The sequence below is a fragment of the Microbacterium sp. 18062 genome, from assembly GCF_902706225.1.
In the GTDB taxonomy this organism is placed as follows: Bacteria; Actinomycetota; Actinomycetes; order Actinomycetales; family Microbacteriaceae; genus Microbacterium.
Window position 1 is genome coordinate 1 of the sequence record NZ_CACSKB010000060.1, and the last position, 22,353, is coordinate 22,353.

At 70.0% G+C, this 22,353-nt stretch carries 21 protein-coding genes; 8 read left to right on the top strand and 13 right to left on the bottom strand.

The window, feature by feature from the left end:
• Positions 1-277 precede the first annotated feature (277 nt).
• From GVL03_RS16645 to GVL03_RS16665, 5 genes are all read right to left on the bottom strand, one after another.
• Positions 278-475, bottom strand: coding sequence for a hypothetical protein (locus tag GVL03_RS16645; protein ID WP_159502131.1), 198 nt, complete (start codon positions 473-475; stop codon positions 278-280).
• A 135-nt stretch (positions 476-610) separates the two neighbouring features.
• Complete coding sequence (locus GVL03_RS16650) at positions 611-769, bottom strand: hypothetical protein (RefSeq protein ID WP_159502132.1); 159 nt, start codon at positions 767-769, stop codon at positions 611-613.
• A 364-nt stretch (positions 770-1,133) separates the two neighbouring features.
• Positions 1,134-2,681 carry a tripartite tricarboxylate transporter permease gene (locus tag GVL03_RS16655; RefSeq protein ID WP_159502133.1) on the bottom strand — a complete coding sequence of 516 codons (1,548 nt, stop codon included), beginning with the start codon at positions 2,679-2,681 and terminating at the stop codon, positions 1,134-1,136.
• Positions 2,669-3,325, bottom strand: coding sequence for a tripartite tricarboxylate transporter TctB family protein (locus GVL03_RS16660; protein ID WP_200847213.1), 657 nt, complete (start codon positions 3,323-3,325; stop codon positions 2,669-2,671). The genes GVL03_RS16655 and GVL03_RS16660 overlap by 13 nt, the downstream gene beginning before the upstream one ends.
• A complete protein-coding gene (locus GVL03_RS16665; RefSeq protein ID WP_159502134.1) occupies positions 3,322-4,302 on the bottom strand; it encodes a tripartite tricarboxylate transporter substrate binding protein in 981 nt (326 codons plus the stop codon). Before GVL03_RS16665 ends, GVL03_RS16660 begins: the two co-directional genes overlap by 4 nt.
• Positions 4,303-4,416: 114 nt before the next feature.
• On the opposite strand from GVL03_RS16665, the gene GVL03_RS16670 reads away from it, so the two are divergent.
• The gene (locus GVL03_RS16670; RefSeq protein ID WP_235038206.1) at positions 4,417-5,691 is read left to right on the top strand and encodes a sensor histidine kinase; all 1,275 of its coding nucleotides are present in this window, start codon (positions 4,417-4,419) and stop codon (positions 5,689-5,691) included.
• Complete coding sequence (locus GVL03_RS16675; protein WP_159502135.1) at positions 5,688-6,386, top strand: response regulator; 699 nt, start codon at positions 5,688-5,690, stop codon at positions 6,384-6,386. The genes GVL03_RS16670 and GVL03_RS16675 overlap by 4 nt, the downstream gene beginning before the upstream one ends.
• 58 nt (positions 6,387-6,444) lie before the next feature.
• On the opposite strand, the gene GVL03_RS16680 is transcribed toward GVL03_RS16675, so the two are convergent.
• The 4 genes from GVL03_RS16680 to GVL03_RS16695 all read right to left on the bottom strand — a co-directional run bounded on the left by GVL03_RS16680 (position 6,445) and on the right by GVL03_RS16695 (position 11,587).
• Positions 6,445-7,137 (bottom strand): metal-dependent transcriptional regulator, encoded by a 693-nt coding sequence (locus GVL03_RS16680; protein WP_159502136.1) that lies wholly within the window; start codon positions 7,135-7,137, stop codon positions 6,445-6,447.
• A gap of 123 nt (positions 7,138-7,260) precedes the next feature.
• Entirely contained in the window at positions 7,261-9,051 is a 1,791-nt protein-coding gene (locus GVL03_RS16685) for an ABC transporter ATP-binding protein (protein WP_159502137.1), read from the bottom strand.
• Entirely contained in the window at positions 9,048-10,784 is a 1,737-nt protein-coding gene (locus GVL03_RS16690; RefSeq protein WP_200847214.1) for an ABC transporter ATP-binding protein, read from the bottom strand. Before GVL03_RS16690 ends, GVL03_RS16685 begins: the two co-directional genes overlap by 4 nt.
• On the bottom strand, positions 10,781-11,587 hold the full coding sequence (locus tag GVL03_RS16695; RefSeq protein WP_200847215.1) for an ABC transporter ATP-binding protein: 807 nt from the start codon (positions 11,585-11,587) through the stop codon (positions 10,781-10,783). The genes GVL03_RS16690 and GVL03_RS16695 overlap by 4 nt, the downstream gene beginning before the upstream one ends.
• A gap of 272 nt (positions 11,588-11,859) precedes the next feature.
• Between GVL03_RS16695 and GVL03_RS16700 the strand changes: the two genes are divergently transcribed.
• The 4 genes from GVL03_RS16700 to GVL03_RS16715 are packed head-to-tail and all read left to right on the top strand — an operon-like array spanning position 11,860 to position 15,588.
• The gene (locus GVL03_RS16700; RefSeq protein WP_159502138.1) at positions 11,860-13,200 is read left to right on the top strand and encodes a lysine N(6)-hydroxylase/L-ornithine N(5)-oxygenase family protein; all 1,341 of its coding nucleotides are present in this window, start codon (positions 11,860-11,862) and stop codon (positions 13,198-13,200) included.
• A gap of 43 nt (positions 13,201-13,243) precedes the next feature.
• Positions 13,244-13,516, top strand: a complete 273-nt coding sequence (locus GVL03_RS16705; protein ID WP_159502139.1) for an MbtH family protein — start codon at positions 13,244-13,246, stop codon at positions 13,514-13,516.
• 18 nt (positions 13,517-13,534) lie between these two features.
• Positions 13,535-13,975, top strand: a complete 441-nt coding sequence (gene panD, locus GVL03_RS16710) for an aspartate 1-decarboxylase (RefSeq protein ID WP_159502140.1) — start codon at positions 13,535-13,537, stop codon at positions 13,973-13,975.
• Positions 13,966-15,588: an AMP-binding protein gene (locus tag GVL03_RS16715; RefSeq protein WP_159502141.1), complete on the top strand. Its 1,623-nt coding sequence runs from the start codon at positions 13,966-13,968 to the stop codon at positions 15,586-15,588. Before panD ends, GVL03_RS16715 begins: the two co-directional genes overlap by 10 nt.
• Positions 15,589-15,668: 80 nt before the next feature.
• Here GVL03_RS16715 and GVL03_RS16720 read toward each other — a convergent pair whose 3' ends face one another.
• Together GVL03_RS16720 and GVL03_RS16725 are read right to left on the bottom strand one after the other, a co-directional pair.
• Positions 15,669-16,712 carry an iron chelate uptake ABC transporter family permease subunit gene (locus tag GVL03_RS16720; protein WP_235038207.1) on the bottom strand — a complete coding sequence of 348 codons (1,044 nt, stop codon included), beginning with the start codon at positions 16,710-16,712 and terminating at the stop codon, positions 15,669-15,671.
• On the bottom strand, positions 16,709-17,779 hold the full coding sequence (locus tag GVL03_RS16725) for an iron ABC transporter permease (RefSeq protein ID WP_235038208.1): 1,071 nt from the start codon (positions 17,777-17,779) through the stop codon (positions 16,709-16,711). The genes GVL03_RS16720 and GVL03_RS16725 overlap by 4 nt, the downstream gene beginning before the upstream one ends.
• A gap of 135 nt (positions 17,780-17,914) precedes the next feature.
• Here GVL03_RS16725 and GVL03_RS16730 point away from each other — a divergent pair, with 135 nt between their 5' ends.
• Together GVL03_RS16730 and GVL03_RS16735 are read left to right on the top strand one after the other, a co-directional pair.
• The gene (locus GVL03_RS16730) at positions 17,915-18,598 is read left to right on the top strand and encodes a formyltransferase family protein (protein WP_159502142.1); all 684 of its coding nucleotides are present in this window, start codon (positions 17,915-17,917) and stop codon (positions 18,596-18,598) included.
• A gap of 300 nt (positions 18,599-18,898) precedes the next feature.
• Positions 18,899-19,903, top strand: a complete 1,005-nt coding sequence (locus GVL03_RS16735) for an ABC transporter substrate-binding protein (protein WP_159502143.1) — start codon at positions 18,899-18,901, stop codon at positions 19,901-19,903.
• 62 nt (positions 19,904-19,965) lie between these two features.
• Here the strand turns inward: GVL03_RS16735 and GVL03_RS16740 are convergent, their stop codons facing one another.
• Both GVL03_RS16740 and GVL03_RS16745 read right to left on the bottom strand, forming a co-directional pair.
• Entirely contained in the window at positions 19,966-20,901 is a 936-nt protein-coding gene (locus GVL03_RS16740; protein ID WP_159502144.1) for a methionyl-tRNA formyltransferase, read from the bottom strand.
• 13 nt (positions 20,902-20,914) lie between these two features.
• Positions 20,915-22,353: phosphopantetheine-binding protein (locus GVL03_RS16745; protein ID WP_159502145.1), on the bottom strand; the 1,439-nt coding region annotated here is incomplete at its 5' end.

Below are 22,353 nucleotides of genomic sequence, written 5' to 3' on the forward strand. Positions count from 1 at the left end.
GGGCGGGTTCGTGTCGGGAAGGCTCATGCGACCAGTACACGCCTCGCCGCGTGGGAACGTCGAGGGGTTGACGCTGGTCTTGCCCTCCCCGTTGCTGGTGCAGGCGTGGCCCCTGCCACGCCGTAGGCGCGTTCCCGGATGGCCGTGGACGCGTCGCCGGCACCATCCGGGATTACATCGTGGACGTGCGGGTCGACAACCGAGGGCCGTGGGCCCGGCACCTCTGGGGCTCATCGAGCCTGTAGAGAAGGACGAAGCGTGCTGCTGTGCGACATGTCTAACTGCGGCTGGGCCCGTAGACGATGAGAGCGACGATCGGGATGGCGAGGAAGAACACCCACGCCCACGCCCACGCGCCGAGCGTGAAGCCGAGGATGAGGAACACGACAAGCGCGACGATGGGAACGATCGCGACCACCGTAGCCCCCGTCCTGCCACCGAGCGGACCATTCTGCGATGGGGATTCATTCGTCATGCGCCGCAGCCTATCGTCGTAGTGGCTCGCCGCACGAGGACTGAGTCGGAGAATGTTCCCGATGACCGCCCTCTGCGAGTCGCCGGGGACGGCCGCGTTGTCCGTCGGACCTGGTCACCGGGCGGGGTTCGCACTTCATCTGAAGGTTGGTCGGCCGGTCACCGATCCGCCCATCGTGGCTGCCTCCTCCTGCAGCAGGCGCAGCAGCGCTCCGTCGACGGCGTTCGCGTACAGATCGTCCGAGGTCGGCCCGGCCTCGGTCTTGGGGACGACGCCGAGGCGGGCACGGCCCACCGCTTCAGGGCCGCTCCGACCGGAGAGTGAGTCTCGGTGCCGTCGCCGACGGTGGTGTCGTGGTTGATCAGGGTCCGTTCCTCGCACTCTCGACCGCTCGGCAGGGTGAATGAGTACGTGATGTCGGGGTCGCGTGCCCAACCGGTCCAGGTGAACAGACCTGCCGCTGCCGCCGCAGGGGCGCCTCCGGCCAAGACCACCGCGAGGCCGGCGCTGAGTGCCATGCGCGCCCGTCGGCGGCCGCGCCGAGCTTCCGAACGGGCGCTACGCGCCATGACCTCGAACGCCGGCGTCAGTCCGAAGCGCCGCCCGACGCGACGGGGCCGTCAGGGTGCGGAGGAGTCGTGCAGACGCAGCGTTCCGCTCACGCGTCCGCGCCGACCTTCTCCCGGTCGCGGGCTCCCGCACGCTCCCGCCGAGCGTGGCGCAGGTGCTGGAAGACGCTGAAGCCGACGACCACGGCGAGCAGGAGGTAGAGCGCGAGGGTCAGCGGGGTGGACGCGAGGATGCCGGGGTCTCCCTCGGACACCGCCAGCGCGCGCCGCAGCTGGGTCTCGGCCATCGGCCCGAGGATCGCGGCGATCAGGACGGGGGCGAGAGGGATCGAGAAATGCCGCATGCCGAATCCGACGACGCCGATGCCGAGGGCCATCCACAGGTCGACGGTGCGTGATCCGATCGCGTAGACGCCGAGCACCGACAGCACGGTGATGGTCGCGTACAGGTAGTGGCGGGGGATGAGCAGGAGCTTGGCCCAGACCGCAGCGAACGGCAGGTTGATGATCAGCAGGATGATCAGGCCCAGGAACAGGCTCGCCAGCAGGGGCCACACGAGGTCTCCGCTGCGCTCGAACAGCAGAGGACCCGGCTGCATGCCGTACTGCTGGAACGCGGCGATCATCATCGCCGCCGTGGCCGAGGTGGGAAGACCGAGCCCCAGCAGCGCGCCCATCGCCGAGCCTGCGGTCGCGTTGCCCGCCGCCTCGGGGGCGGCGACACCGCGGATCGATCCGGTCGTGCCGAACTCCGTGTCGCCGCGACGCTTGGCGAGCCGTTTCTCGGTGCCGTAGGCGAGGAAGGTGGGAACCTCCGATCCGCCGACGGGGATGGCGCCGAACGGCACGCCGAACGCCGTGCCGCGCAGGAACGCGGGCAGGGCCTTGCGCCAGTCCGACCGCGACAGGAAGGGCGTGCCGGTAGGGTCGACCAGCTTGCTCGTGCTCTTGTCGACGCGGATGCGCGCGGACACGTGGATGACCTCCCCGATGGCGAGCAGGCCGACGGTGATGACGATGATCGAGATGCCGTCGAAGAGCACCGGGCTTCCCATCGTGAACCGCTCGGCGCCGCTCATCCCGTCGATGCCGACCATCGCGAGCGCGAACCCGATCCCGAGGGCCACCAGGCCTCGGACGATCGAGTCGGCGACGACGGCGGAGATCGCCACGAACGCGAACACGGCGAGGGCGAAATACTCGGCGGGGCCGAAGACCTTCGCGAGCTCGACGATGTAGGGGGCGAAGAACACGACCAGGGCGCAGGCGATCATGCCGCCGGTGAACGCGCCGATCGCGGAGGTTCCCAGGGCCTTGGCCGCGCGTCCGCTCTTCGCCATCCGATGCCCCTCGAACGTCGTCGCGATCGCGGACGAGTTGCCGGGGGTGTTCAGCAGGATGCCGGAGGTGGAATCGCCGAACAGCCCGCCGAAGTAGATGCTCGCGAACATGATGAACGCGCCGGTCGGATCGAGGCTGAAGGTCACCGGCAGCAGGAGCGCGACGGCCATCGCGGACCCGAGTCCGGGAAGCACGCCCACGGCCGTGCCGAGGACGGCGCCGATCACCAGGAACAGCAGGTTCTGCGGAGTGAAGGCGACTGCGAACCCCTCGAGCAGGTGCGTCAGCTGATCCATGGGAAGGCCCCTTCCAGGATGCCGGCGGGAAGCGAGAGTCCGAGGCCCTGCCCGAACGCCAGCTGGATGAACGAGGAGATGATGATCGCTGTGCCGATGTCCAGGAGCGGTCGGCGGCTGCCGAACGCCCACGAGAGCACCCAGAACAGGCCGGCGGCCGAGAGCAGCCATCCGACGAACGGGAGCACGACGATGAACGCGGCCAGCGCGCCGACGGTGATGCCGACGGTCTTCCAGTCGATCGGGGTCGCCGCCGACTCGGGCTGCCGGGCCACCTGGCCTTCGGGGGCGACGATCCGGATCTCACTGGTGTCGTCGATCGAGCCGAGGTCCTCGAGCATGTCGGTGGACACCTCGGTCGGGTCGTCGGAGACGTGCGCGCGGCGGGGCGAGACGAGCACGGAGACCGCGAGCGCGAGCCCGACGCCGTAGAGGAAGACCGTCACGATGATCGGGAAGAACTGGGGCCCGGGGAAGGCGGTGCCCTCGGGTACCTCCATGGCGACGATCCCGACGGTCATCGCCGCCGCGAGCGCCAGGACCCCGGCGACCACGATCAGCTCGCTGCGGCCGGTGAACCAGCGCGGGGTCTGCTGGATGCGCAGGGTTCCGGTGGTGTCGGTGGGGGGTTCGGTGATGCTCACAGTCCCAGCTCCTTCACGATCGCCTCGGTCCGCTCCGTCTCGGTGCGGATGAACTCCTCGAACTCGGCGCCGACCATGTAGCTGTCGACCCAGTCGTAGCGGCGGAGCGCGTCTTCCCACTCGGGGGTCTCGCGCATCTCGGTGACCATGGCGACCAGCTCGTCGCGCACCTCGTCGCTGATGCCCGGCGGGGCGACGTAGCCGCGCCAGTTCGACATCGCCACGTCGTAGCCCTGCTCGACGAAGGTCGGCACGTCGATGCCGTCGACCGGCTCCGCGGCGCTGACGGCGAGGGCGCGGAGGTTTCCGGCTTCGATCTGGTCGCGGAACTCGTTGTACCCGGACAGACCGGCCTTCGCCGTGTGCGAGAGGATCGAGGTGACCACCTCGCCGCCGCCGGGGTAGGCGAGGTAGTTGATCGAGGACGGGTCGACGCCGGCCGCCTGGCCGAGCATCCCGGCCAGCAGATGGTCGATGCCCCCGAGAGACCCGCCGGCGACGGCGGTGCCCCCGGGATTCGTCGCGAGGTCGGCCATGAAGTCGTCGAGCGTGTCGTACGGTGAGTCCCCGGGGACGACCAGGACGTTGAAGTCGTCGGCGAGACGGGCGATCGGGGTGACGTCCTCGAGGTCGACCGACGAGTTGTTGATCAGGATGCCGCCGACCATGACGCCGCCGGTGACCATCATCACGTCGTGGCGGTCGTCCATCTCGGCCAGGGCGCCGAGGCCGATCGTGCCTGAGGCGCCGGGGATGTTCACGACCTGGATCGCGCTGCCGATCGCGTTGGTGCGCATGATGTGCTGCGCCTCGCGGGCGAATCCGTCCCAGCCGCCGCCCGGCGCCGCAGGGGCGATGAGGGTCAGCTTCGCCCGCGGGCTCTCGCCGCTGCCGCCTGCGCTGGCATTGATCGCGGCGACGGCGAACAGCGCTGCGGCGGTGACGCCGACGATCGTTCCGATGATTCTCTGACGCATGATTGTCCGACCCACCCTGGCCCTCCGCCGCACTGCGATGTGCGGGTTCACTGTGCGAAGTAGGATGACAGGGCCGCGACTGCCCCGGGCCGGATGCGGCCGTTGCGCTCATTGATGATCACGCCGACGGAGGTGCGGATGCCCGAGGTCTCCCCCGGCCCCGCGCTCCGAGGCCGCGTCGTGTTCGTTCTGATCATGCAGTGCCTGGTCGTGCTGCTGTGCGTCGGGATCACGACCGCGATCGCCGTGACGGTGCAGGAGCGCAGCATCCGCGAGAGCACTCTCGACCGCGTGCTCGACGTGTCGGAGAGTCTCGCCGACCTCGATCAGGTGCGTATCGGCGTGCAGGAGCCCTGCGCCGCGGCGACGGCGCAGCTGCAGCCGTTGGCCGATATCGTCGCCCGGTCCTCCGGCGTCGACTACGTCGTCATCACCGATGCCGCCGGCATCCGGATCACCCATCCGATCGCCGCCGAGCGCGGCAGGCCCGTGTCCACCGACCCGAGCGACGTGCTCGCGGGGAAGTCGTTCGTCGGCACCGAGACCGGCACGCTCGGTCCGACCCTGCGCGCGAAGGTGCCTGTCAGGGACGGGAGCGAGGTCGTGGGCACGGTCTCGGTGGGGGTGCTCGAGAGCGAGATCGCCGCGAGCTTCGACCGTGCCGTGGCGGGGCTGCTGCCGTGGGTGGTCGGGTCGGTGGTCGTCGGATGCCTGGTGAGCGCCGCGCTCACCTCGCTCGTGCGGCGGCGCGTGCGGCGCCTCGAGGAGCAGGGCCTCGAGCTGGCGTCGCAGCGGCGGGTGGCTGCGGCGCTGCGCGATCAGGCGCACGAGTTCCATACCCGACTGCACGTGATCCGGGGTCTCGTCGCCGAGGATGATCCGCGCGCCGCGCTGGAGTACATCGGCGGGATCGTTCCGGTCATGACCGACGCCGCGGACGCGAGGGGGATCGACGATCCGCGTGCGCGGGCGATCCTGGATGCGACGGCGGCCGGGCTCGGCGCCCGCGGCGGGGAGCTGGTCGTCCGGGAGGGATCCGCCGTCGAACGGGGGACCATCGGCGATGACGATCTGCTCATCCTGTCCAACCTCTGCCGCAACGCCGCCGAGGCGGCGGCCTCGCGTGTGGACGTGCTCCTGGTGGCCGATGCCGACAGGGTGCACCTGGAGGTCGGTGACGATGGACCCGGCATCCCGAGCGATCAGGTCGCGCGGGTGTTCGACCGTGGCGTCTCGTCGCGGGGGGAGGAGCGCGGCGTGGGACTGGACCTCGTGCGCCGCGCCGTCGGCGCGCGGGGCGGCTCGATCGAGGTCGGTGTCGCGCCGGCCGGGGGAGCGCTGTTCACCGTCGATGCGCCCGTGACGGCGCCGGCCGGGAGCCGGGCATGAGCGGGATCCGCACCGTGATCGTCGACGACGATCCCGCCGCCCAGCGCCTGCACTCCGGGTACCTCGCCGTCGTCGAGGGTTTCACGCTCGTCGGCGTCGCCCGCACCGGCGCGAGCGCTGCGCGGCTGGTCACCCGGCCCGGCGTGGATCTCGTGCTGCTCGACATGAATCTGCCCGACTTCAGCGGCATCGAGGTGCTGCACCGGATGCGGAGCGTCCGCGATTGGGACGTGGACGTGCTGGTGATCAGCTCGGCCCGCGACACGACGACCGTGCGACAGGCCCTGTCGGCGCACGTGGTCGGCTACCTCGTGAAGCCCTTCACCAAGGAGGCGTTCGTCAGCCGGCTCGCCGCGTATCGCGATTCGCGCAGCGAGCGGGTGCGCGAGGCGGGCCTGCCGCTGGGTCAGGGCGACATCGACGCGATCGCTGCAGGGCGCCGGGACGGCCCCGCGACGACGGCGACGCTCCCGCTGGCGAAGGGGCTGTCGGCGTCGACCCTGCAGCTGGTGCGGGAGGCTCTCGATCCCGTACGCGCCTCGAGCGTACGCGACGTCGTGGAGCGCTCGGGCGCCTCCGCGCCGACGGTGCGCCGCTACCTCGACCACCTGACCCGCGCCGGCGAGGTCACCGTCTCGCACCGCTTCGGCGCCCGCGGCAGACCGGAGGTACTGTACCGGCGGGCGGTGGGGTAGTGCGGCGCCGCCCGTGCCACCCGGTCCCGCCCGCGGCCGTGACGGGCGCACGAACACGCTACGGGCGCACGAAGAGCTGTGCCGCCGTCGGGTGCTGCAGCTCGAGCAGTGCGTCGGAGGCCGCGTCGTGCAGCAGCACCGACGAGCCGTGCAGCGAGGCGATCACGCGCGCTCCCGGCACCGCGCCGGCGGTCCGCAGCTGGCCGAGCAGCTGCGGCTCGGCCTGGACCGCCTCGCCGATCCACGCGATCGACGCCTCTCGTTCCGAGCCGGCGTCGTGCAGGAACCGCATGAGGTTGGAGACCTCGGGGCGGTCTTCGAGCGGATCCCAGCGGGTCGCGCCTGCGGACGGGATGGGGTTGCCGTACGGGGAGCGTTCCGGATGTCCGAGGGACTCGTCGATGCGCTCGGTCACGAGGTCGCTCATCACATGCTCCCAGCGGCATGCCTCCTCGTGCACGAGCGTCCAGTCCAGCCCGACCACCGTGTCGAGGAAGCACTCGGCGAGCCGGTGCTTGCGCATCACCCGCAGGGCGCCCTGAAAGCCCTGCGGCGTGAACGCGAGCTTCTTGTCGTCGGAGGAGAACGAGACCAGGCCGTCGCGTTCCATCCGACGCACCGTCTTGGTCACGGTGGGCCCTGACTGCCTCAGGCGCTTGGAGATGTGCACGCGGCGTTTGGGCATGCCGGCCTCCTGCATCTCAAGCACTGACTTGAGGTACATCTCGATCACGTTGATCAGGTCGGGCATGGATTCCTTGCGTGCACCACGCAACTCGCGGGCCATCGCATGAGCACAGGTGTCGATCGGCGGATGACGGGTGTTGCGTGGGGTATACGAGCATCAGAATAGCTCAGCCCGTGAACCCGGGGATCACCGTCCCGGCGAGCCCTGCCACGCGGCCCAGAGACGTGCATAGCGTCCGCCGGCGGCCACCAGGGACGCGTGGGTTCCATCCTCGATGATCCGGCCCCGATCCATGACCACGATCCTGTCGCAGGTCATCGCCTGCGACAGGCGGTGGGCGATCACGAGTCCGGTGCGGCCGCGGAGGGCGGCGGAGGCGGCGCGGTCGAGCAGCTCGGCATGCGTCGACCCGGCCTCGGCGGTCGCTTCGTCGAAGATCGCGAGCTCCGGGTCGGCGAGCACCACGCGGGCGAGTGCGACCTGCTGGGTCTGTGCGGCGGTCAGCGTATGTCCGGCGGTGCCGAGGGGCGTGTCCAGGCCGAGGGGGAGGAGGTCGACCAGGCCGGCGGCGCCGGTCGTCTCGAGCGCGGCGCGCACTGCCTCGTCGGTGGCATCGGGCGCAGCGAGCGTGAGGTTCTCGCGCAGCGTCCCGGCGAACACGTGCATCTCCTGCGTGATGACCGCGGTGCGGCGCGGGCTGGTCACGGTTCCCTCGTGCGGTTCGTGGATGCCGGCGACGACGCCGGCCAGCGTCGTCTTCCCCGCCCCGGAGGCGCCGACCACCGCGACGTGCTCGCCGGCCAGGATGGTCAGCCCGATGCCGTCGAGCGCCGGACGGCCGTCGCCGTAGCCGAATCCGACCCCCCGGAGCCGAACGGAAGGGGACGCCGCGGCGTCCCGGGCGCCGTCCGCGTTCGTCGTCTCGGCTGCCGTGTCCACCGCATCATCCGCATCGCCCGAGCCGGCGGCCGCGGTGGGAATGGCGATGACGCCGACCATGCGGTTCAGGGAGGCGAGCACGGATTGGAGGACGTCGACGACGAAGAGGAGCTGGTTGATCGGGCCGAACAGACGCAGGAACAGCAGCATCGCCGTGGTGGCGGCCCCCACGGTGGACTGGCCGGCGCCGATGAGCCAGAACCCGGTCACGAGGATCGCGGCCATGCCGAGGTACTCGGCAAGGTTGAGCCGGCCGAAGAACATGTTCTGCACGGTGCGGGCGCGCAGGGAATGGGTGACGACCGCCCAGGACGCGCGGAGCACCCGCTGGTGTCGTCGTCCGGCGAGGCCGAAGCCGAGCACGGTGGCATGGCCGCGCTGGGATTCCAGGAGCTGCTGCGCTCTCACGCTCATGGCGGCGCGTTCGGCGCCGTAGATGCGCGGTGCCGTCGCGAGGTACCAGCGCAGGGTGATCACGTAGACCGGGAGGACGACGACGAGGGCGAGGCCGTACCGCCAGTCCAGGACGGTCATGCCGACCAGGGTGACCGCGACCGTGAACCCGGTGATCGTGAAGGCCGGGATGATCTGGGGCGCGGCGTCGGCGACCTGCGCGACGTCGTCGCTCGATCGCGACACGAGATCGCCCGTGCCGGCCCGCTCGACGACGCCCTGCGGCAGCGCCATCGCCCGATGGATGAGCAGCTCGCGCAGTTCGGCGAGCATGGCGTGGTAGCTGTGGCCGGCGAGCACGACGGTGAGCGCCGTGCCCACCGCGCCAGCGAGCGCGGCCGCGACCATCGCGACCGTCGCCCAGACGAGGGTGCCGGGCCCGGCCGTGCCGTCCTGCACCCGGTCCACGAGGGAGCCGATCACCGCGGGGGCGACCAGACCGATCGCGGCGCTGGCGACCCCCAGGACGGCGACGGCGACCAGCCCGAGCCGGCGTCCGCGGCTGATGCGCCACACCTCCCGCCAGGTGCGGCTCCCGCTGGCGACCGGGAACGCCCCGGTCGGGGTATCCGTCGCGTCGCTCATGGAGCATCGCCCCGCTCCGTGCCGGGTACGTCCACGACGCGATCGCAGACGCTCAGGAGCGCCGGCGAGGAGGCGATGAGGATCGTGGACCGGTCGCGTCGCATCTCGCGCAGGCCGGATGCGATCGCCGCCTCGGTGACGGAATCGACCGCGGTGGTGGGGTCGTGCAGCACGAGCACCGGCGCATCGGCGGCGAGCGCGCGCGCGAGCGCGAGCCGTTGGCGCTGCCCGCCGGAGAAGCGGTTGCCCATCTCGCCGACGGTCTCCTGCGCGCCTTCGGCCGCGGGGACGAAGTCGTCGCATGCGGCCGCTCGCATCGCCGCGTCCCGCGACTCGGGGGGAGCGCCGGGGACATCGAGGTTGTCGGCGATCGTGCCGCTGAACAGCGTCGCGTGGTGCGGCGAGACCACCACGCGGGAGCGATAGGCCTCCGGGTGCAGTCGCGCGGCCGGGACGCCGTCGAGGTGGATCGGAACGGCGTCGGGCGCCTGCGGGTCGAGCAGGGCGCCGGCGATGCGGGCCGCGGTGCGGTCGTCGGCGCGCACCCCGACCAGCTCGCCGGGATCGACTCGGACCGCGTCGTCCGAGGGGAGGGAGAACGTCACGGCGGGCACCGTCGTGGGCGCGATCGCGGTGGTCTCCTGCTCGGGGGACTCGCCGGTCGCCGCATCCTTCAGGATGTCGAGGATGCGGCCGCCGGAGGCGATCGCTCCGGCCCACAGGGGCACCGCGTTCTGGGCGAGCATCTGCATCGGCGGCAGCAGTGCCTGGGCGAGCCCGACCGCGGCGATCAGCCCGCCCACGCTGAGCCGTCCGGTGAGTGCGAACCATGCCGCGAGGCCGGCGACCCCCGCGACGAACACCCCGCTGACGGTGTCGCTGCCGATCAGGAAGCGGCCCAGCAGGCGGATGTTGCGGTGCGCCCCGGCGAGGGTCCTCCGGCTTGCGTCGCGGTAGCGCCGGGTGGCCTCGGCCTCGGCGCGCACGCCCTTGATCACCCGGTACCCGGCGACCAGATCTGTCGCCCGCCCGACCGTCTCGGCGAGGAGCGTCTGATACGCGCGGGTGTCGTGTGCGAGCCGGTCGCTCAGCCGGACCATCAGCCACACCGCGATCGGCGCGCCGATCAGCACGCAGACGCCGAGCGGCCAGTGGATGAGGAGCAGGGAGACGGCGATGAACGCGATAGCGGCGAGCTCGGCGATCGGGTACACGGTGAGTCCCACCGCGGCGAGGCGGGTGACGTCGTTGGTCATCGTGGAGACCAGGCCGCCGTCGGGCTGACGCACCGAGCCGGCCGTCGGATGCAGCACCGAGCGGGAGAGGGCCGCGCGGAGCCCGTGCTGGACCTGCTCGGTCGCGCGGGCGGTGAGCTGGGCGGAGAACCGGAAGGCGAACGACAGGGCCAGGAAGTTCAGCCCGAGCAAGGCCAGCCACAGTGCGAGCTGCGCGGCGTCGCCGGTCTCGAGCGCCCGGTCGATCGCGATGCCCATGAGGATCGGCACGAGGGACTCGCCCACCTGCCAGAGCACCGCCAGAGCGGTCGCCGGCACCGTGAGCCGTTTGACGGAGAAGACGACCCGCAGCAGGAATCGCCGCGGCGTCAGGCCGGGGGCGACGGCGAAGGCGTCGGCGTGAGGAGGATCCGGCGGTGCCTGCCACAGCACCGGCAGCCACCGCGTCAGCGGCCCTCGCCCGAGACCCGCCGGGTCGCCGCCGGAACGTGCGGTCACGCCGGGTCCCGCCGCCGGTCCCGGCCGAGCGGAACGACCGAGGGAGTGCCGGACACGGGGTCCGGCACGACGAGGCAGCGCAGCCCGAAGACCTCCTCCACGAGCTCGGCGGTCACGATGTCGGACGGAGCCCCCTCGGCGACGACCGCGCCGTCCTTCATGGCGACCAGATGCGTGCCGTAGCGGGCTGCGTGGTTCAGATCGTGCAGGACCGCGACCAGGGTCCGTCCCGTCAGGTTGAGGTCCGTGAACAGCTCGAGCAGCTCGATCTGGTGCGTGATGTCCAGGAACGTGGTCGGCTCGTCCAGGAGCAGGATGCCCGTCTCCTGCGCGAGCGCCATCGCCACCCACACGCGCTGCCGCTGTCCGCCCGACAGCTCGTCGACGAGCCGACCCGACAGCGCGGTCACGGATGTCGCGTCCATCGCCCGCAGCACCGCCTCCTCGTCCGTTTCGGTCCACTGCCGGATCAGCTTCTGATACGGATAGCGCCCGCGCGCGACCAGATCGGCGACGGTGATCCCGTCGGGCGCGATCGAGGACTGCGGCAGCAGTCCGATGCGGCGGGCGACCTCCTTGGCCTTGTAGGCGTGGATGTCGGCGCCGTCGAGCACGACCCGCCCGCCGGAGGGCTTGAGCAGTCGCGAGAGCCCCCGTAGCAGTGTGGACTTGCCGCACGCGTTCGGCCCGACGATCACGGTGAACGACTCGTCCGGGATCGACACGGTCAGGCCCTGCGAGATCACTCTGCGGTCGTAGCCGATCGTCGCCGACTCGACGGCCAGCCGGGCCTCGCTCACCACCAGGCTCCTCCCGTCTGCTCCTGGTGCGGGGACGGGATGCCGCGGGATGCCGCGGCGCCGTGGCGGTTCGGCCGTGTCGTGTTCAGCAATCGTCCGTCCTTCGACGTGTTCCGCACCCTGACTAAGGCAAGGCTAAGTGTATGCCGGAGTGCTTCTCCGAGGGGAGGATTTGAAGTGAAAATAACCTTAGCCTTATCTAACTTCGGCTGATACCGTCGGTCCGGTGAACCCCTGAGACGGCGACGGGGTGCGGAGAGGAAGGGGTGCCGACGATGCCCACAACGGAGGTGACGGAGACCCGTCAGATCGACGTTCCCGAGTCGCACGCTGTGCGCGGCGATGCCGTGGACATCATCGGCATCGGGTTCGGACCGGCCAATCTCAGCCTCGCGATCGCCGTCGAGGAGCGGAACGCGGCCGTTCCGCCGGCCGAGCGGGTGCGTGCTCGTTTCATCGAGAGGCAACCCCGGTTCGGCTGGCACGACGGCATGCTGCTGCCGGGCGCGACCATGCAGGTCAGTTTCCTCAAGGACCTCGTCTCGCTCCGGAACCCCACGAGTCCCTACACGTTCCTGAACTACCTCCATGAGCGCGGGCGGCTGGCGGACTTCATCAATCTGAAGACCTTCTTCCCGATGCGGCGGGAGTTCCACGACTACCTCGGCTGGGCGGCCGCTCGCGTCGACGTACCGGTCTCGTACGGGGCGACGGCGACCCGCGTCGCTCACGAGGACGGGCGTCTCGTCGTCTCGGTGCGCGATCGACACGGATCGGTCGAAGAAGTCCCCGCCGGGACGATCGTGCTCGGAACGGGCATCCGACCCGTGCTGCCGGAGGGGGTCGTCGTCGGACGGAGGGTCTTCCACAACCACCGGCTGCTCGCCGATCTCGATCAGCTCCCGTCCCGGTCGCGCGGCCGTTTCCTCGTCGTCGGCGCGGGCCAGAGCGCTGCGGAGGTCACGGCCTTCCTGCACGACACGTTCCCCGACGCGGAGGTGCACGCCTCCATCCGTCGTTTCGGCTACGTGCCCTCCGACGACACCCCGTACGCCAACCGCATCTTCGACCCAGGTTCGGTCGACGAGTACTACACGGCGCCGGCGGAGCTGAAAGAGCGCCTGCTCCGGGTACATTCGTCGACGAACTACGCCGCGGTCGACAGCGAGCTCATCGAGGACCTGTACCGGCGCGAGTACGAGGAGAAGCTCCGTGGGCAGCGCCGCCTGTTCGTGCACCGTGTGACCGAGATCGCCGAGCTGTACGAAGGACCCGAGGGGGTCGCCGTCACGCTGCGCGACCTCGGCGACCGCGGAACGGTGCCCCTCGAGGTCGACGCGGTCGTGTTCGCCACCGGCTTCCGCGCCGCGGATGCGCGCGACCTGCTGGGGGCGGGCATCGAGCATGAGGCCGCCTTCGACGGGGACGAGCCGATCGTCGCGCGCGACTACGGTCTCCGCATCCCGAACCTCGAGGGCCGGGTCTTCCTCAACGGCGGCGTCGAGCACAGCCATGGGCTGAGCTCGTCGCTCCTGTCCAACCTCTCCGTGCGCGCCGCCGAGATCCTCGGGGCCGCCACACGAGCACAGCACCTGCACACGAGGCCGGCCGGCTGACCGCGCACCGGACGAGACCGCGAACCGAACGAAGGAGACGACGATGGCGAAGAACCCATTCGACGACGACGAGGGCACGTTCTACGCGCTCATCAACCACGAGGAGCAGTACTCGCTCTGGCCCACCTTCAAGCCGGTGCCCGGCGGGTGGACGATCGTGTACGGGGCTCCGGACGGCGCCCCTCGCCAGGAGGTGCTCGACTGGATCGACAAGACCTGGACCGATCTGCGCCCCAAGTCGCTGCGTGACTTCATCGCCCAGCAGGAGTCGGCGCAGCCGTCGGAGCCGCAGGGCGCGGTCGCCGCGAACGGCTGAACGGGAGAGGATGACACCATGTTCCGCACAGTGCTCGGCAGCAAGATCCACCGCGCGACCGTCACCCAGGCCGATCTGCACTACGTCGGCTCGGTCACCATCGACGAAGACCTGGTGCGCGCCTCGGGGCTCGTGGAGGGTGAGAAGGTCCAGATTGTCGACATCGCCAACGGCGCCCGCATCGAGACCTATGTGATCAGCGGCCCGGCCGGAGCGGGCCAGATCTGCATCAACGGCGCCGCCGCCCACCTCGTGAACCCCGGCGACCTGGTGATCATCATGTCGTATCTGCTCGCCGACGAGTCGGAGCTGCTCACCCACGAGCCGCGGATCGTGCACGTCGATGCCGCCAACCGGATCGTCGCGCTCGGGCAGGATCCAGCCCAGCCCGTGCCCGGTGCGACCGATCAGGTCTCCTCCCGGATGGTCGTCGACCGTGGGCAGCTGACGTGGGACTAGCGCCCCTCGTCCTCGACGGTTTCACGCCCTACCCGCAAGACGTCGCGGAGCGCTACCGGAGAGAAGGGCACTGGATCGACCAGATCCTCCCCGAGCCGCTGTTCGCGAGCGTGGCGCGGCATCCGGAGAAGACCGCGATCATCGCGGGCGACGCCCGGATCGGCTACGCCGAGCTGGGGGATCGCGTGCTCCGTGTCGCGGCCGGTCTGCAGCGCCTCGGCATCCGCCGCGGCGACCGGGTGGTGGTGCATCTGCCGAACATCCCCGACTTCATCGTGTTCGTCTACGCCTTCTGGGAGCTCGGGGCCGTTCCGGTGTTCTCGCCGGCGGCGCATCGGCGCACCGAGATCGAGCACTTCGTCGAGGTCACCGAGGCGCGCGCCTACGTCACGGTCGCCACGCACGACGGCGCAGACCTCGCGGCGCTCGCGGCGGAGCTGAAGGGGGCATGGCCCGGCCTCGAGCACACGATCGTGCTCGACCCGGCCGGCGGCGGGACCGCGCTCGACGCGCTGCTCGCACATGAGCCGATCGCGCACGAGAGACGCTCGCTGCCGCAGGACGTCGCCCTGCTGCAGATGTCGGGCGGCACGACCGGGCACCCGAAGCTCATCCCGCACACGCATGAGACCTACACGCACTCGGTGCGGGTCAGCATCCCCCTGTGCGGCATCACGGATGCCTCGGTGCAGCTGATCTCGGTGCCCATCTGCCACAGCATGTCGGTGCGATCGCCGGGCTTCCTCGGAGTGCTGAACGCGGGCGGGACGGCCGTCCTCGCGGCGGACGGCAGCCCCGACACCGTGTTCCCTCTGATCCAGGAGCATCGCGTCACCCAGGCATCGATCGTGCCGCCGCTGCTGCTGGCGTGGCTGAACTCCTCGCTCAAGGACCGGTACGACCTGTCGAGCCTCGAGACCCTGCACGTGGGGGGTGCGAAGCTCAGCGCGGAGGCGGCCCGACGCGTGCGGCCCGAGCTCGGAGCGTTCCTGCAGCAGGGGTTCGGGATGGCCGAGGGCCTCGTCAACTACGTGCGGCTCGACGCCGACGAGGCGACGGCGGTGAGGTCGCAGGGCCTGCCCTCGTCGCCGGGCGACGAGCTGCTCGTCCTGGACGACGAGGGCCGGGAGGTGCCGCCCGGCACCCCGGGCCACTTGCTGGCCCGAGGACCGGCGACGATCCGCGGCTACTATCGGGCCCCCGGCCTGAACGCGATCAGCTTCACCGAAGACGGCTTCTACCGTACGGGCGACATCGTCGAGCGCGACGAGCGCGGCTATCTCACGGTGGTGGGGAGGTCGAAGGACCAGATCAACCGGGGAGGCGAGAAGGTCTCGCCCGAGGAGGTGGAGAATCTCGTCCTCGGGCACGAGGGCGTTCACGACGTCTCCGTCGTCGGGATCGCAGACCGGGTGCTGGGCGAGCGGGTCAAGGCGTATGTGATCCTGCGGGAGGGCGCCGACCCGGCGGTTGTGACGCTGGGCGCGATCCGCCGCTTTCTGCGGGAGCGTGGCCTGGCCTCCTACAAGCTGCCGGACGTGCTCGAGGTCGTGGCGGAGTTCCCCCGCACGGCGGTCGGCAAGGTGAGCAAGCGGGCGCAGCGGGCCTCGTAGTCGCCCGGGGCCTCACGCTGTCGGCGATCTCGCGCTCGCCGAGTCGCACCGCGCGCTGCGGCGAGCGGTACGACTCGGCCTCAACGCCGCCGTACCTCGCGGATGATGAGCCAGACCAGATAGCCGCCGCCGACGACGACGGTGACCACGCCGACCGGCAGCGAGACGGGAAGCAGATGCTGGGCGGTGACGTCTGCGCAGGCGAGCAGCAGCGCCCCCGTGATCGCGGCGGGCGCGACGGTGACCCCGGGAGTGCGCGCGAGGCGCCGCGCGATCTGCGGTGCGGCGAGGGCGATGAACGAGATGGGGCCCGCGGCCGCGGTGACGACGGCGGTGAGGGCGACGCCGATGATCATGGCCGATAGGCGCACCGACTCCGTGCGGGCGCCCGTGGCCATGGCGGCGTCGTCGCCGAGCTCGAGCTGCCGTAGCCCCGGGGTCAGCACGGCCAGTGCCATGAGAAGGGCCACGATCACGAGGCTGCCGAGAGCGGCGGGCTCCCACCCCATCCCGTTCAACGACCCAGCGCCCCAGGCGGCAGCGGACATCGCGACCTCCAGGTCGGCGGTGAGCATGAGCCAGGTGTTGAACGAGGCGAGCACGGCGGAGACGGCGATGCCGACGATGATGAGCCGGAACCCCTGCACGCCGCGCCGCCACGCCAGCAGGTAGACGAGCGCGGCGGTGGCGAGGCCTCCGGCGATCGCGCCCGCGGCGAGCATCAGGTAAGAGCTGTTCATGACGATGATGACGATCAGCGCGCCGGTGTAGGAGCCGGCAGAGAACCCGATGATGTCGGGCGACGCCAGCGGGTTGCGGGTCATCGACTGGAACACCGCGCCCGCGGCACCGAGCGCGGCGCCGAACACGACGGCGGCCAGGGCGCGGGGGAGGCGCCACTCGACGACGACGGTGCGGGCGAAGCCCGCATCCGGGGCGTTCACGAGCGCCGCCCACACCTCGCCGAGGGCGATCGGGTAGTCGCCGAGGGTGAGCGCCCACATGGTCACCGCGACGGCGAGCACACCCAGCACGGCGCAGACGGCGGTGGTGCGCAGCCGCCATCGCAGCGCCAGCGGGCCGCGTCGCATCGTCACCGTGCGATGCCCGAAGTCCACGCTCACAGCCCGCTCGCCTTCTTCCTCCGTACGAGGAGGATGAGCACCGGCGCCCCGACGAACGCGGTCACGATGCCGACGGGGAACTCGCCCGGTCGGACGACGATGCGCCCGAGGACGTCCGCGGCGAGCACCAGGGAGGGGGCGAGGGTGAGGGTGTACGCGAGGATCCATCGCTGATCGGGTCCGACGATCCACCGGGCGATGTGCGGTACCATGAGCCCCACGAAACCGATGGGCCCGGCGATGGCGGTCGCGCCGCCGGCGAGCAGCGTCACGGCGATGATGACGAGCACACGGGTGCGGGTGATGTCGGCGCCGAGGGAACGGGCGAGATCGTCGCCGAGCGCGATCGCGTTGAGCGACCGTGCGGCCACGATCGCGAGCAGCACGCCGAGCACGAGGAACGGCAGGACGGGCAGGAGCACGTCCCATCCGCGTCCGACGATGCTGCCGGCATTCCAGTTGCGCATTCGGTCGAACGTCCGGGGGTCCATCAGCACCATCGCGGTCACGATCCCGCTCAGCACCGCGCCGATCGCGACACCGGCGAGGGTGAGCTGGATCGGATCGGCGCCGCCGCGTCCCGCCGAGCCGATGACGTACACGGCGACGGTGACGACGAGGGCCCCGGCGAACGCGAACCACACGTAGCCGCCGATCGAGGTCACGTCGAACACCGCGATGCCGAGCGCGACGAAGAACGCCGCGCCGGCATTGACGCCGAGGATGCCGGGGTCGGCGAGCGGGTTGCGGGTCAGCGCCTGGATTAGCGCCCCCGCGATGCCGAGCGCGGCGCCGATGGCGAGACCGACCACGGTGCGGGGGATGCGCATGTCCCAGATCACGTAGGCGTCCCCCTGGCCGGTGTCGTTCAGCAGCGCATCGATCACGACCGGCAGGGGGATGTCCTTCGACCCCACCGCGACGCTCAGCAGCAGGAGCGCCACGAGGAGTGTCATCGCGATCACCAGGCCGGTGAGGCGGCGAAGCATCGAAGCGTGCGGTGCGTTCTGCCCGCTGGGCGCAGCTGACCACGGCTTCGCGGTCGCGTCTGTGGCGTCGACTGTCACGGTCTATCGCTCCTGATGACGTCGGGTATGAGCACTGGATCTGATCTTAGCCTTACCTAATCTTGACTGTTATCGTCGGAGGATCGAGCTGGACGGCTCGAAGATGCGGGCACTGCCCGAGGAAAGGATGCATCTGTGATCCTCGTGGGTTCGGGTGCGCTGGTGTGGCGCGCCGCCGATCACGCCGCGTCCGCGGGCAAGACCGTCGACGCGGTGATCCATCCTCGGGGTGAGGTGGTTCCGGCGCGGGCGGCACGGTTCGAGTGCGTCGGCACCGACGATGTGAACGGGGTCGCCGACGTCATCGATGCGGTGTCCTCCGACCGGTTGGTGTGCTCGACGGGAAATCCGTTCATCTTCCGTGAGCCAGTGCTGGAGCTCGGATTGACGATCGTCAACGTGCACGGTGCCCCTCTCCCGGGCTACCGGGGGCTTCCGGTCGTGGCGGCGGCGTTCGCCATCCTGCGCGCAGAGGTGGAGTTCGGGGTGACGCTGCATCGTGTGGATGCGGGGATCGACACCGGCGCGGTCATCGAGCGTCGCATGTTCCCGATGCCCGCGGACGTGACCCTGGAGGAGCTGTCGATGGCGGTCACGCAGGCCTGTCACGACATCTTCATGGCGAACCTCGGCGACCTCGACCGCCCGCCCGCGCCGGAAGGACCCCCTGCCGTGTCGGGGGAGTACTTCGGCAGGAAACGGCTGGCCTCGATCGGCGACCATCGCGGGAATCCGAACTTCGCCCGTGCGATCGAACTCGGCGTGCTGGGGGACTACTACCCCGAGTACGCGGACGTGTTCGCCTCCGCGCGCGGGTGATTGGCGGAGCCAGTGCACTCGTTGAGGCGATGGGGCCGCATGTATAGTTGTGGTAGAGATTTAGGTAAGGATAAGATAATTTTGCCGCTCGTGGATTGACACGCGGACCGTGCGTCCGCACCTGCACCCGATGATCACGAGGAGTGAGGCTCTGATGCTCCAGTCCTCGTGCACGTGCGCCGACGAGGACGGCGTGCCTGTGATGTCGTCGTGGCGCCTGCCGAGCGGATGTCCTCGCACCTGGCGCCCCCGCCGACGGGGTGCGTCGAGTCCACCCAGAGAGAAGAGAAGGACCCCTGTATGAGACTGTCCACAGCGCGAAGGCGTTCCACAGCACTCCTGGCCGGCGTGGTCAGCGTCGCTCTCGCCGTGACCGGCTGCGTGAACAACACGGCCGAACCGGGGAGCGTCCCTGATGCGACGACGAACGACGAGGCATTCCCCGTCACGGTCGCCACCCACTACGGCGAGATCACCCTGGAGGAGAAGCCGGAAAAGATCGTGGTCTTCGCCGTTATCCTCGCGGACGCGCTCGGAGCGATGGGCGAGCCCGCGGTTTTCGGCGATGGCTATCAGGACGAGGAGCTCGTCCTCGCCGCATACCCGTGGATGGACGGGCTCTACGAGGAATACGACCCGGCGTTGGTCGGAACGGACTGGGTGCCCGCGGTCGAGGCCGTGGCTGCTCAGGAGCCGGACCTCATCGTAGGCTGGGGCGGAGGCTCCATCGCCGAGGACGTCTATGATCAGCTTTCGCAGATCGCCCCCGTCTACGAGCCCATCGTCACTGAGGATTCCGGCTGGAAGCAGTACATCGCGGAACTCGGCCTCCTCACGGGGAAGTCGGATGAGGCGTCCCAGGTGATCGAGGATGTGGACACTGAGCTGACGGAAGCGAGCGAGCAGCTCCCAGGACTGCAAGGGGCCACCTTCAACGGCGCATATTATCAGCCGGCCACCGACGATCTCCGGTTGCCGACTACCTACAGCTGGATCACGAGCCTCGGTCTGACCTTCGCGGACAACCAGCCCACCCCTGGCGAGGAGCAGGTCATTATCTCGATGGAGAACCTCGACGAGTTCGCCGGCGATGTGATCACTATCTCCGCGCTGAGCGACGAGGAGCGTGAAGCAGTGGAGTCCGACCCGCGGTTCTCGGAGCTTCCGGCCGTGGAGAACGGCACCGTCATCTGGGCGGACGATCCGCTCAGTAGGGCCTTCACGTCATCCGGTCCTACCGGTGTGCTGTGGGGGCTAGAGCGTGTCCTGCCCCAGCTGGAGGAGTCGGCGCTGAACCAGAGATAGGCATTCCAGCACTTCGCCCTGACGGTGATCGATCACCGTCAGGGCGAAGTCGTGTGCGCAGGTTATTCCAGATAGGCGCCGGAGTCCCCGATCAGCTTGCGTGCATCGACCTCGCGGCCGTCGTCGAGTCGGAGCTCGTGCAGGACGACGGCTCGGTTGCGTCCGCGCCAGGCGTCCGGACCCGCAACGACGGCGACGCCGCCGTGATCCTCGATGGAGACGCGTCCGGGGGTGCCGCCGTATCGACCCGCTGACAGTGACGCCCTGAGAACTCTGATCCGCTGCCCGCGGAAGGAGCTGAAGGCGTTGGGGTAAGGATCGGACTGCGCCCGGATGAGTCGCTCGATGGCCTCCGGCGGCCATGACCAGTCGATGCGGCTGTCTTGTTCACTGCGCTTGTGGAAATAGGTGGCCTGTGCCGCGTCCTGCGGCACGGCGACGGCCTCTCCGCGTTCGAGCAGATCGAGCGCACCTGTGACGAGCGGCTCGATGACGTCGATCGTGCGATGGAAGAGGTCCACGGTGCGGTCCCGGGGCCCCACGGGGACGGACTGCTGGGTGATGATAGGCCCGGTGTCCAGCCCCTCGTCCATCAGGTGGGCCGTCACGCCCACGTGGGACTCGCCGTTGATGAGAGCCCAGACCAGCGGCGAGAATCCCGCGTACGCCGGGAGCAGGGAGTCGTGGATGTTCAGCGTCCCGAGCCGCGGACGAGCGTAGATCTCGCGGGGGAGCAGCGTCCGCCAGTTGTTCGCGACGATGATGTCGGGGTCGAGCCCGTCGATCGCGGCGATGAGGTCGGCGTCGGGACGCTTGGCCACGCGTACCGGGATCTTGGCATCGCGCGCCAGGTCTTCGACGGAGTCCGACCACATCCGCTCGTAGGGGCTGTTGCCCGCGGAGTGGGTCACGACGAGGACGACTTCGTGACGCGAGTCGAGGATCGCTCGAAGGGTGCGATGCCCCCACGTCTGGAAGCCGAAGACGACAACGCGCATCGGATGGTGCTCCTTAGCTTTCGGTGGTCATGAGGACGGGACGGTGGGTTTCGATCTCCCGGGTCCAGTGGTCCAGCAGCCCGGCCGGATCGACTCCCCGTAGCTGCAGGTCGACCCCGTGGGGAGCGATCCGGTATCCCGCGACGACCCCGTAGAGCGGCTCGAATCCCTCGGGCGACCCTGGGTCGGCTTTCCGGCCGAAGAACTGTGTGAGCAGCACATCAGACGTGGGCGCTCGCCGCAGTCTCCTTCGGCTGGTCTTGTTCTGGTAGCGCCACAAGTCGTGCCAGGGCGCATACGGTATCGGAGCGGCCTCGTCCGATCCTGCGAGACGCGGGTACACTGCCGTCAGAGCGCCGATGAGCTCGTCTTCCCCGTCGTCGGAGCGGAGGTGGGAGCGCAGATCCCACTCCAGGTCGATCGCTCGTTCCACGTCTGACCACTGTCCGACGGCTGCGACGAAGGCGGCCTCGACGATCTCACGAGCGGAACGGTCGGCGTCCGCCGGCCAGATCACGGGCACGGTACGGATGGCGAGACGTCCTGCATCCGACCGGTTGTCGGCGAGGGGGAGCGCGAGAAGCCGGTCGGCCCACTCGTCGAGGACCGCCTCGGACTCGGCCGACTGCGCCAGGTCGGCGAGCGTCGTCGACGTCGTCGAGATCGACGGCTGCGGCGGTGTCTCCCCGGCGCCGCTGACGAGGGCCACGAGGCGTTCCGCCAGATGGTGGATGCTCCGGCGATCTGCCGCGAGCCCATGTGCGGCGACCACGACGTGGGGGCCCTCCGCGGAATCGACGAGAGCGACGTGCAGGTTCCTTCCCGCCGTGATGTCGATGCGCTCCACGACATGCGCCCTGAGACCTGAGGCGGCGTGCTCGATGGCCAGCGTTGCGCGGTCGTGAGACGACACGTATTCCTCCGCGAGTTGCTCGGCGTACGGCTCGACCTCCGTCGTCCAGAGCAGTCGGCTGGTCGGCGTCACCCTCTGACGAAGGCCGTCGACGTCGCGCAGAAGCGAGCGGACGGCCTGCCGCACCTGCGAGAGGCTCGCCGGCCTGGGAAGAGCGACGACCTCTGTGAGGACGTGGCCTTCGAGCGTGAGATCGGAGAGCCGCAGCCGATGCTGGTTCACGAGCGGCGTGATCGGCTGGGGCTCGACAGCCATCGCCGCGTCTTCCAACGCCGAAGATCCCTTGGGATCTTCGGCGTTCATCGCCGCCGAGAGTCTGGCTGGCGTGCGCAGGGTGAAGACGTCCTGGATCGTGAGCTTCAGGCCCTGCCGCTGCGCGTTGCGCACGAGCGACATGGAGAGGATGCTGTCTCCGCCGAGGTGGAAGAAGTCGTCGTCCGCGCTCACAGTCATGTCGTCGGTGAGGTGGAGGACGTCGTGGAAGATCGTGGCGAGGGTCTTCTCGGTGTCGGTCTCGGGCTGTCTTCCCTCGCCGCCGC

Bases quoted from the DNA above. Each gene is read 5' to 3' on its own strand.
- GVL03_RS16645 (WP_159502131.1), bottom strand. From the start codon at position 475: ATGACGAATGAATCCCCATCGCAGAATGGTCCGCTCGGTGGCAGGACG.
- GVL03_RS16655 (WP_159502133.1), bottom strand. From the start codon at position 2,681: ATGGATCAGCTGACGCACCTGCTCGAGGGGTTCGCAGTCGCCTTCACT.
- GVL03_RS16665 (WP_159502134.1), bottom strand. From the start codon at position 4,302: ATGCGTCAGAGAATCATCGGAACGATCGTCGGCGTCACCGCCGCAGCG.
- GVL03_RS16670 (WP_235038206.1), top strand. From the start codon at position 4,417: ATGATCACGCCGACGGAGGTGCGGATGCCCGAGGTCTCCCCCGGCCCC.
- GVL03_RS16675 (WP_159502135.1), top strand. From the start codon at position 5,688: ATGAGCGGGATCCGCACCGTGATCGTCGACGACGATCCCGCCGCCCAG.
- GVL03_RS16680 (WP_159502136.1), bottom strand. From the start codon at position 7,137: ATGCCCGACCTGATCAACGTGATCGAGATGTACCTCAAGTCAGTGCTT.
- GVL03_RS16685 (WP_159502137.1), bottom strand. From the start codon at position 9,051: ATGAGCGACGCGACGGATACCCCGACCGGGGCGTTCCCGGTCGCCAGC.
- GVL03_RS16700 (WP_159502138.1), top strand. From the start codon at position 11,860: ATGCCCACAACGGAGGTGACGGAGACCCGTCAGATCGACGTTCCCGAG.
- GVL03_RS16705 (WP_159502139.1), top strand. From the start codon at position 13,244: ATGGCGAAGAACCCATTCGACGACGACGAGGGCACGTTCTACGCGCTC.
- panD (WP_159502140.1), top strand. From the start codon at position 13,535: ATGTTCCGCACAGTGCTCGGCAGCAAGATCCACCGCGCGACCGTCACC.
- GVL03_RS16735 (WP_159502143.1), top strand. From the start codon at position 18,899: ATGAGACTGTCCACAGCGCGAAGGCGTTCCACAGCACTCCTGGCCGGC.
- GVL03_RS16740 (WP_159502144.1), bottom strand. From the start codon at position 20,901: ATGCGCGTTGTCGTCTTCGGCTTCCAGACGTGGGGGCATCGCACCCTT.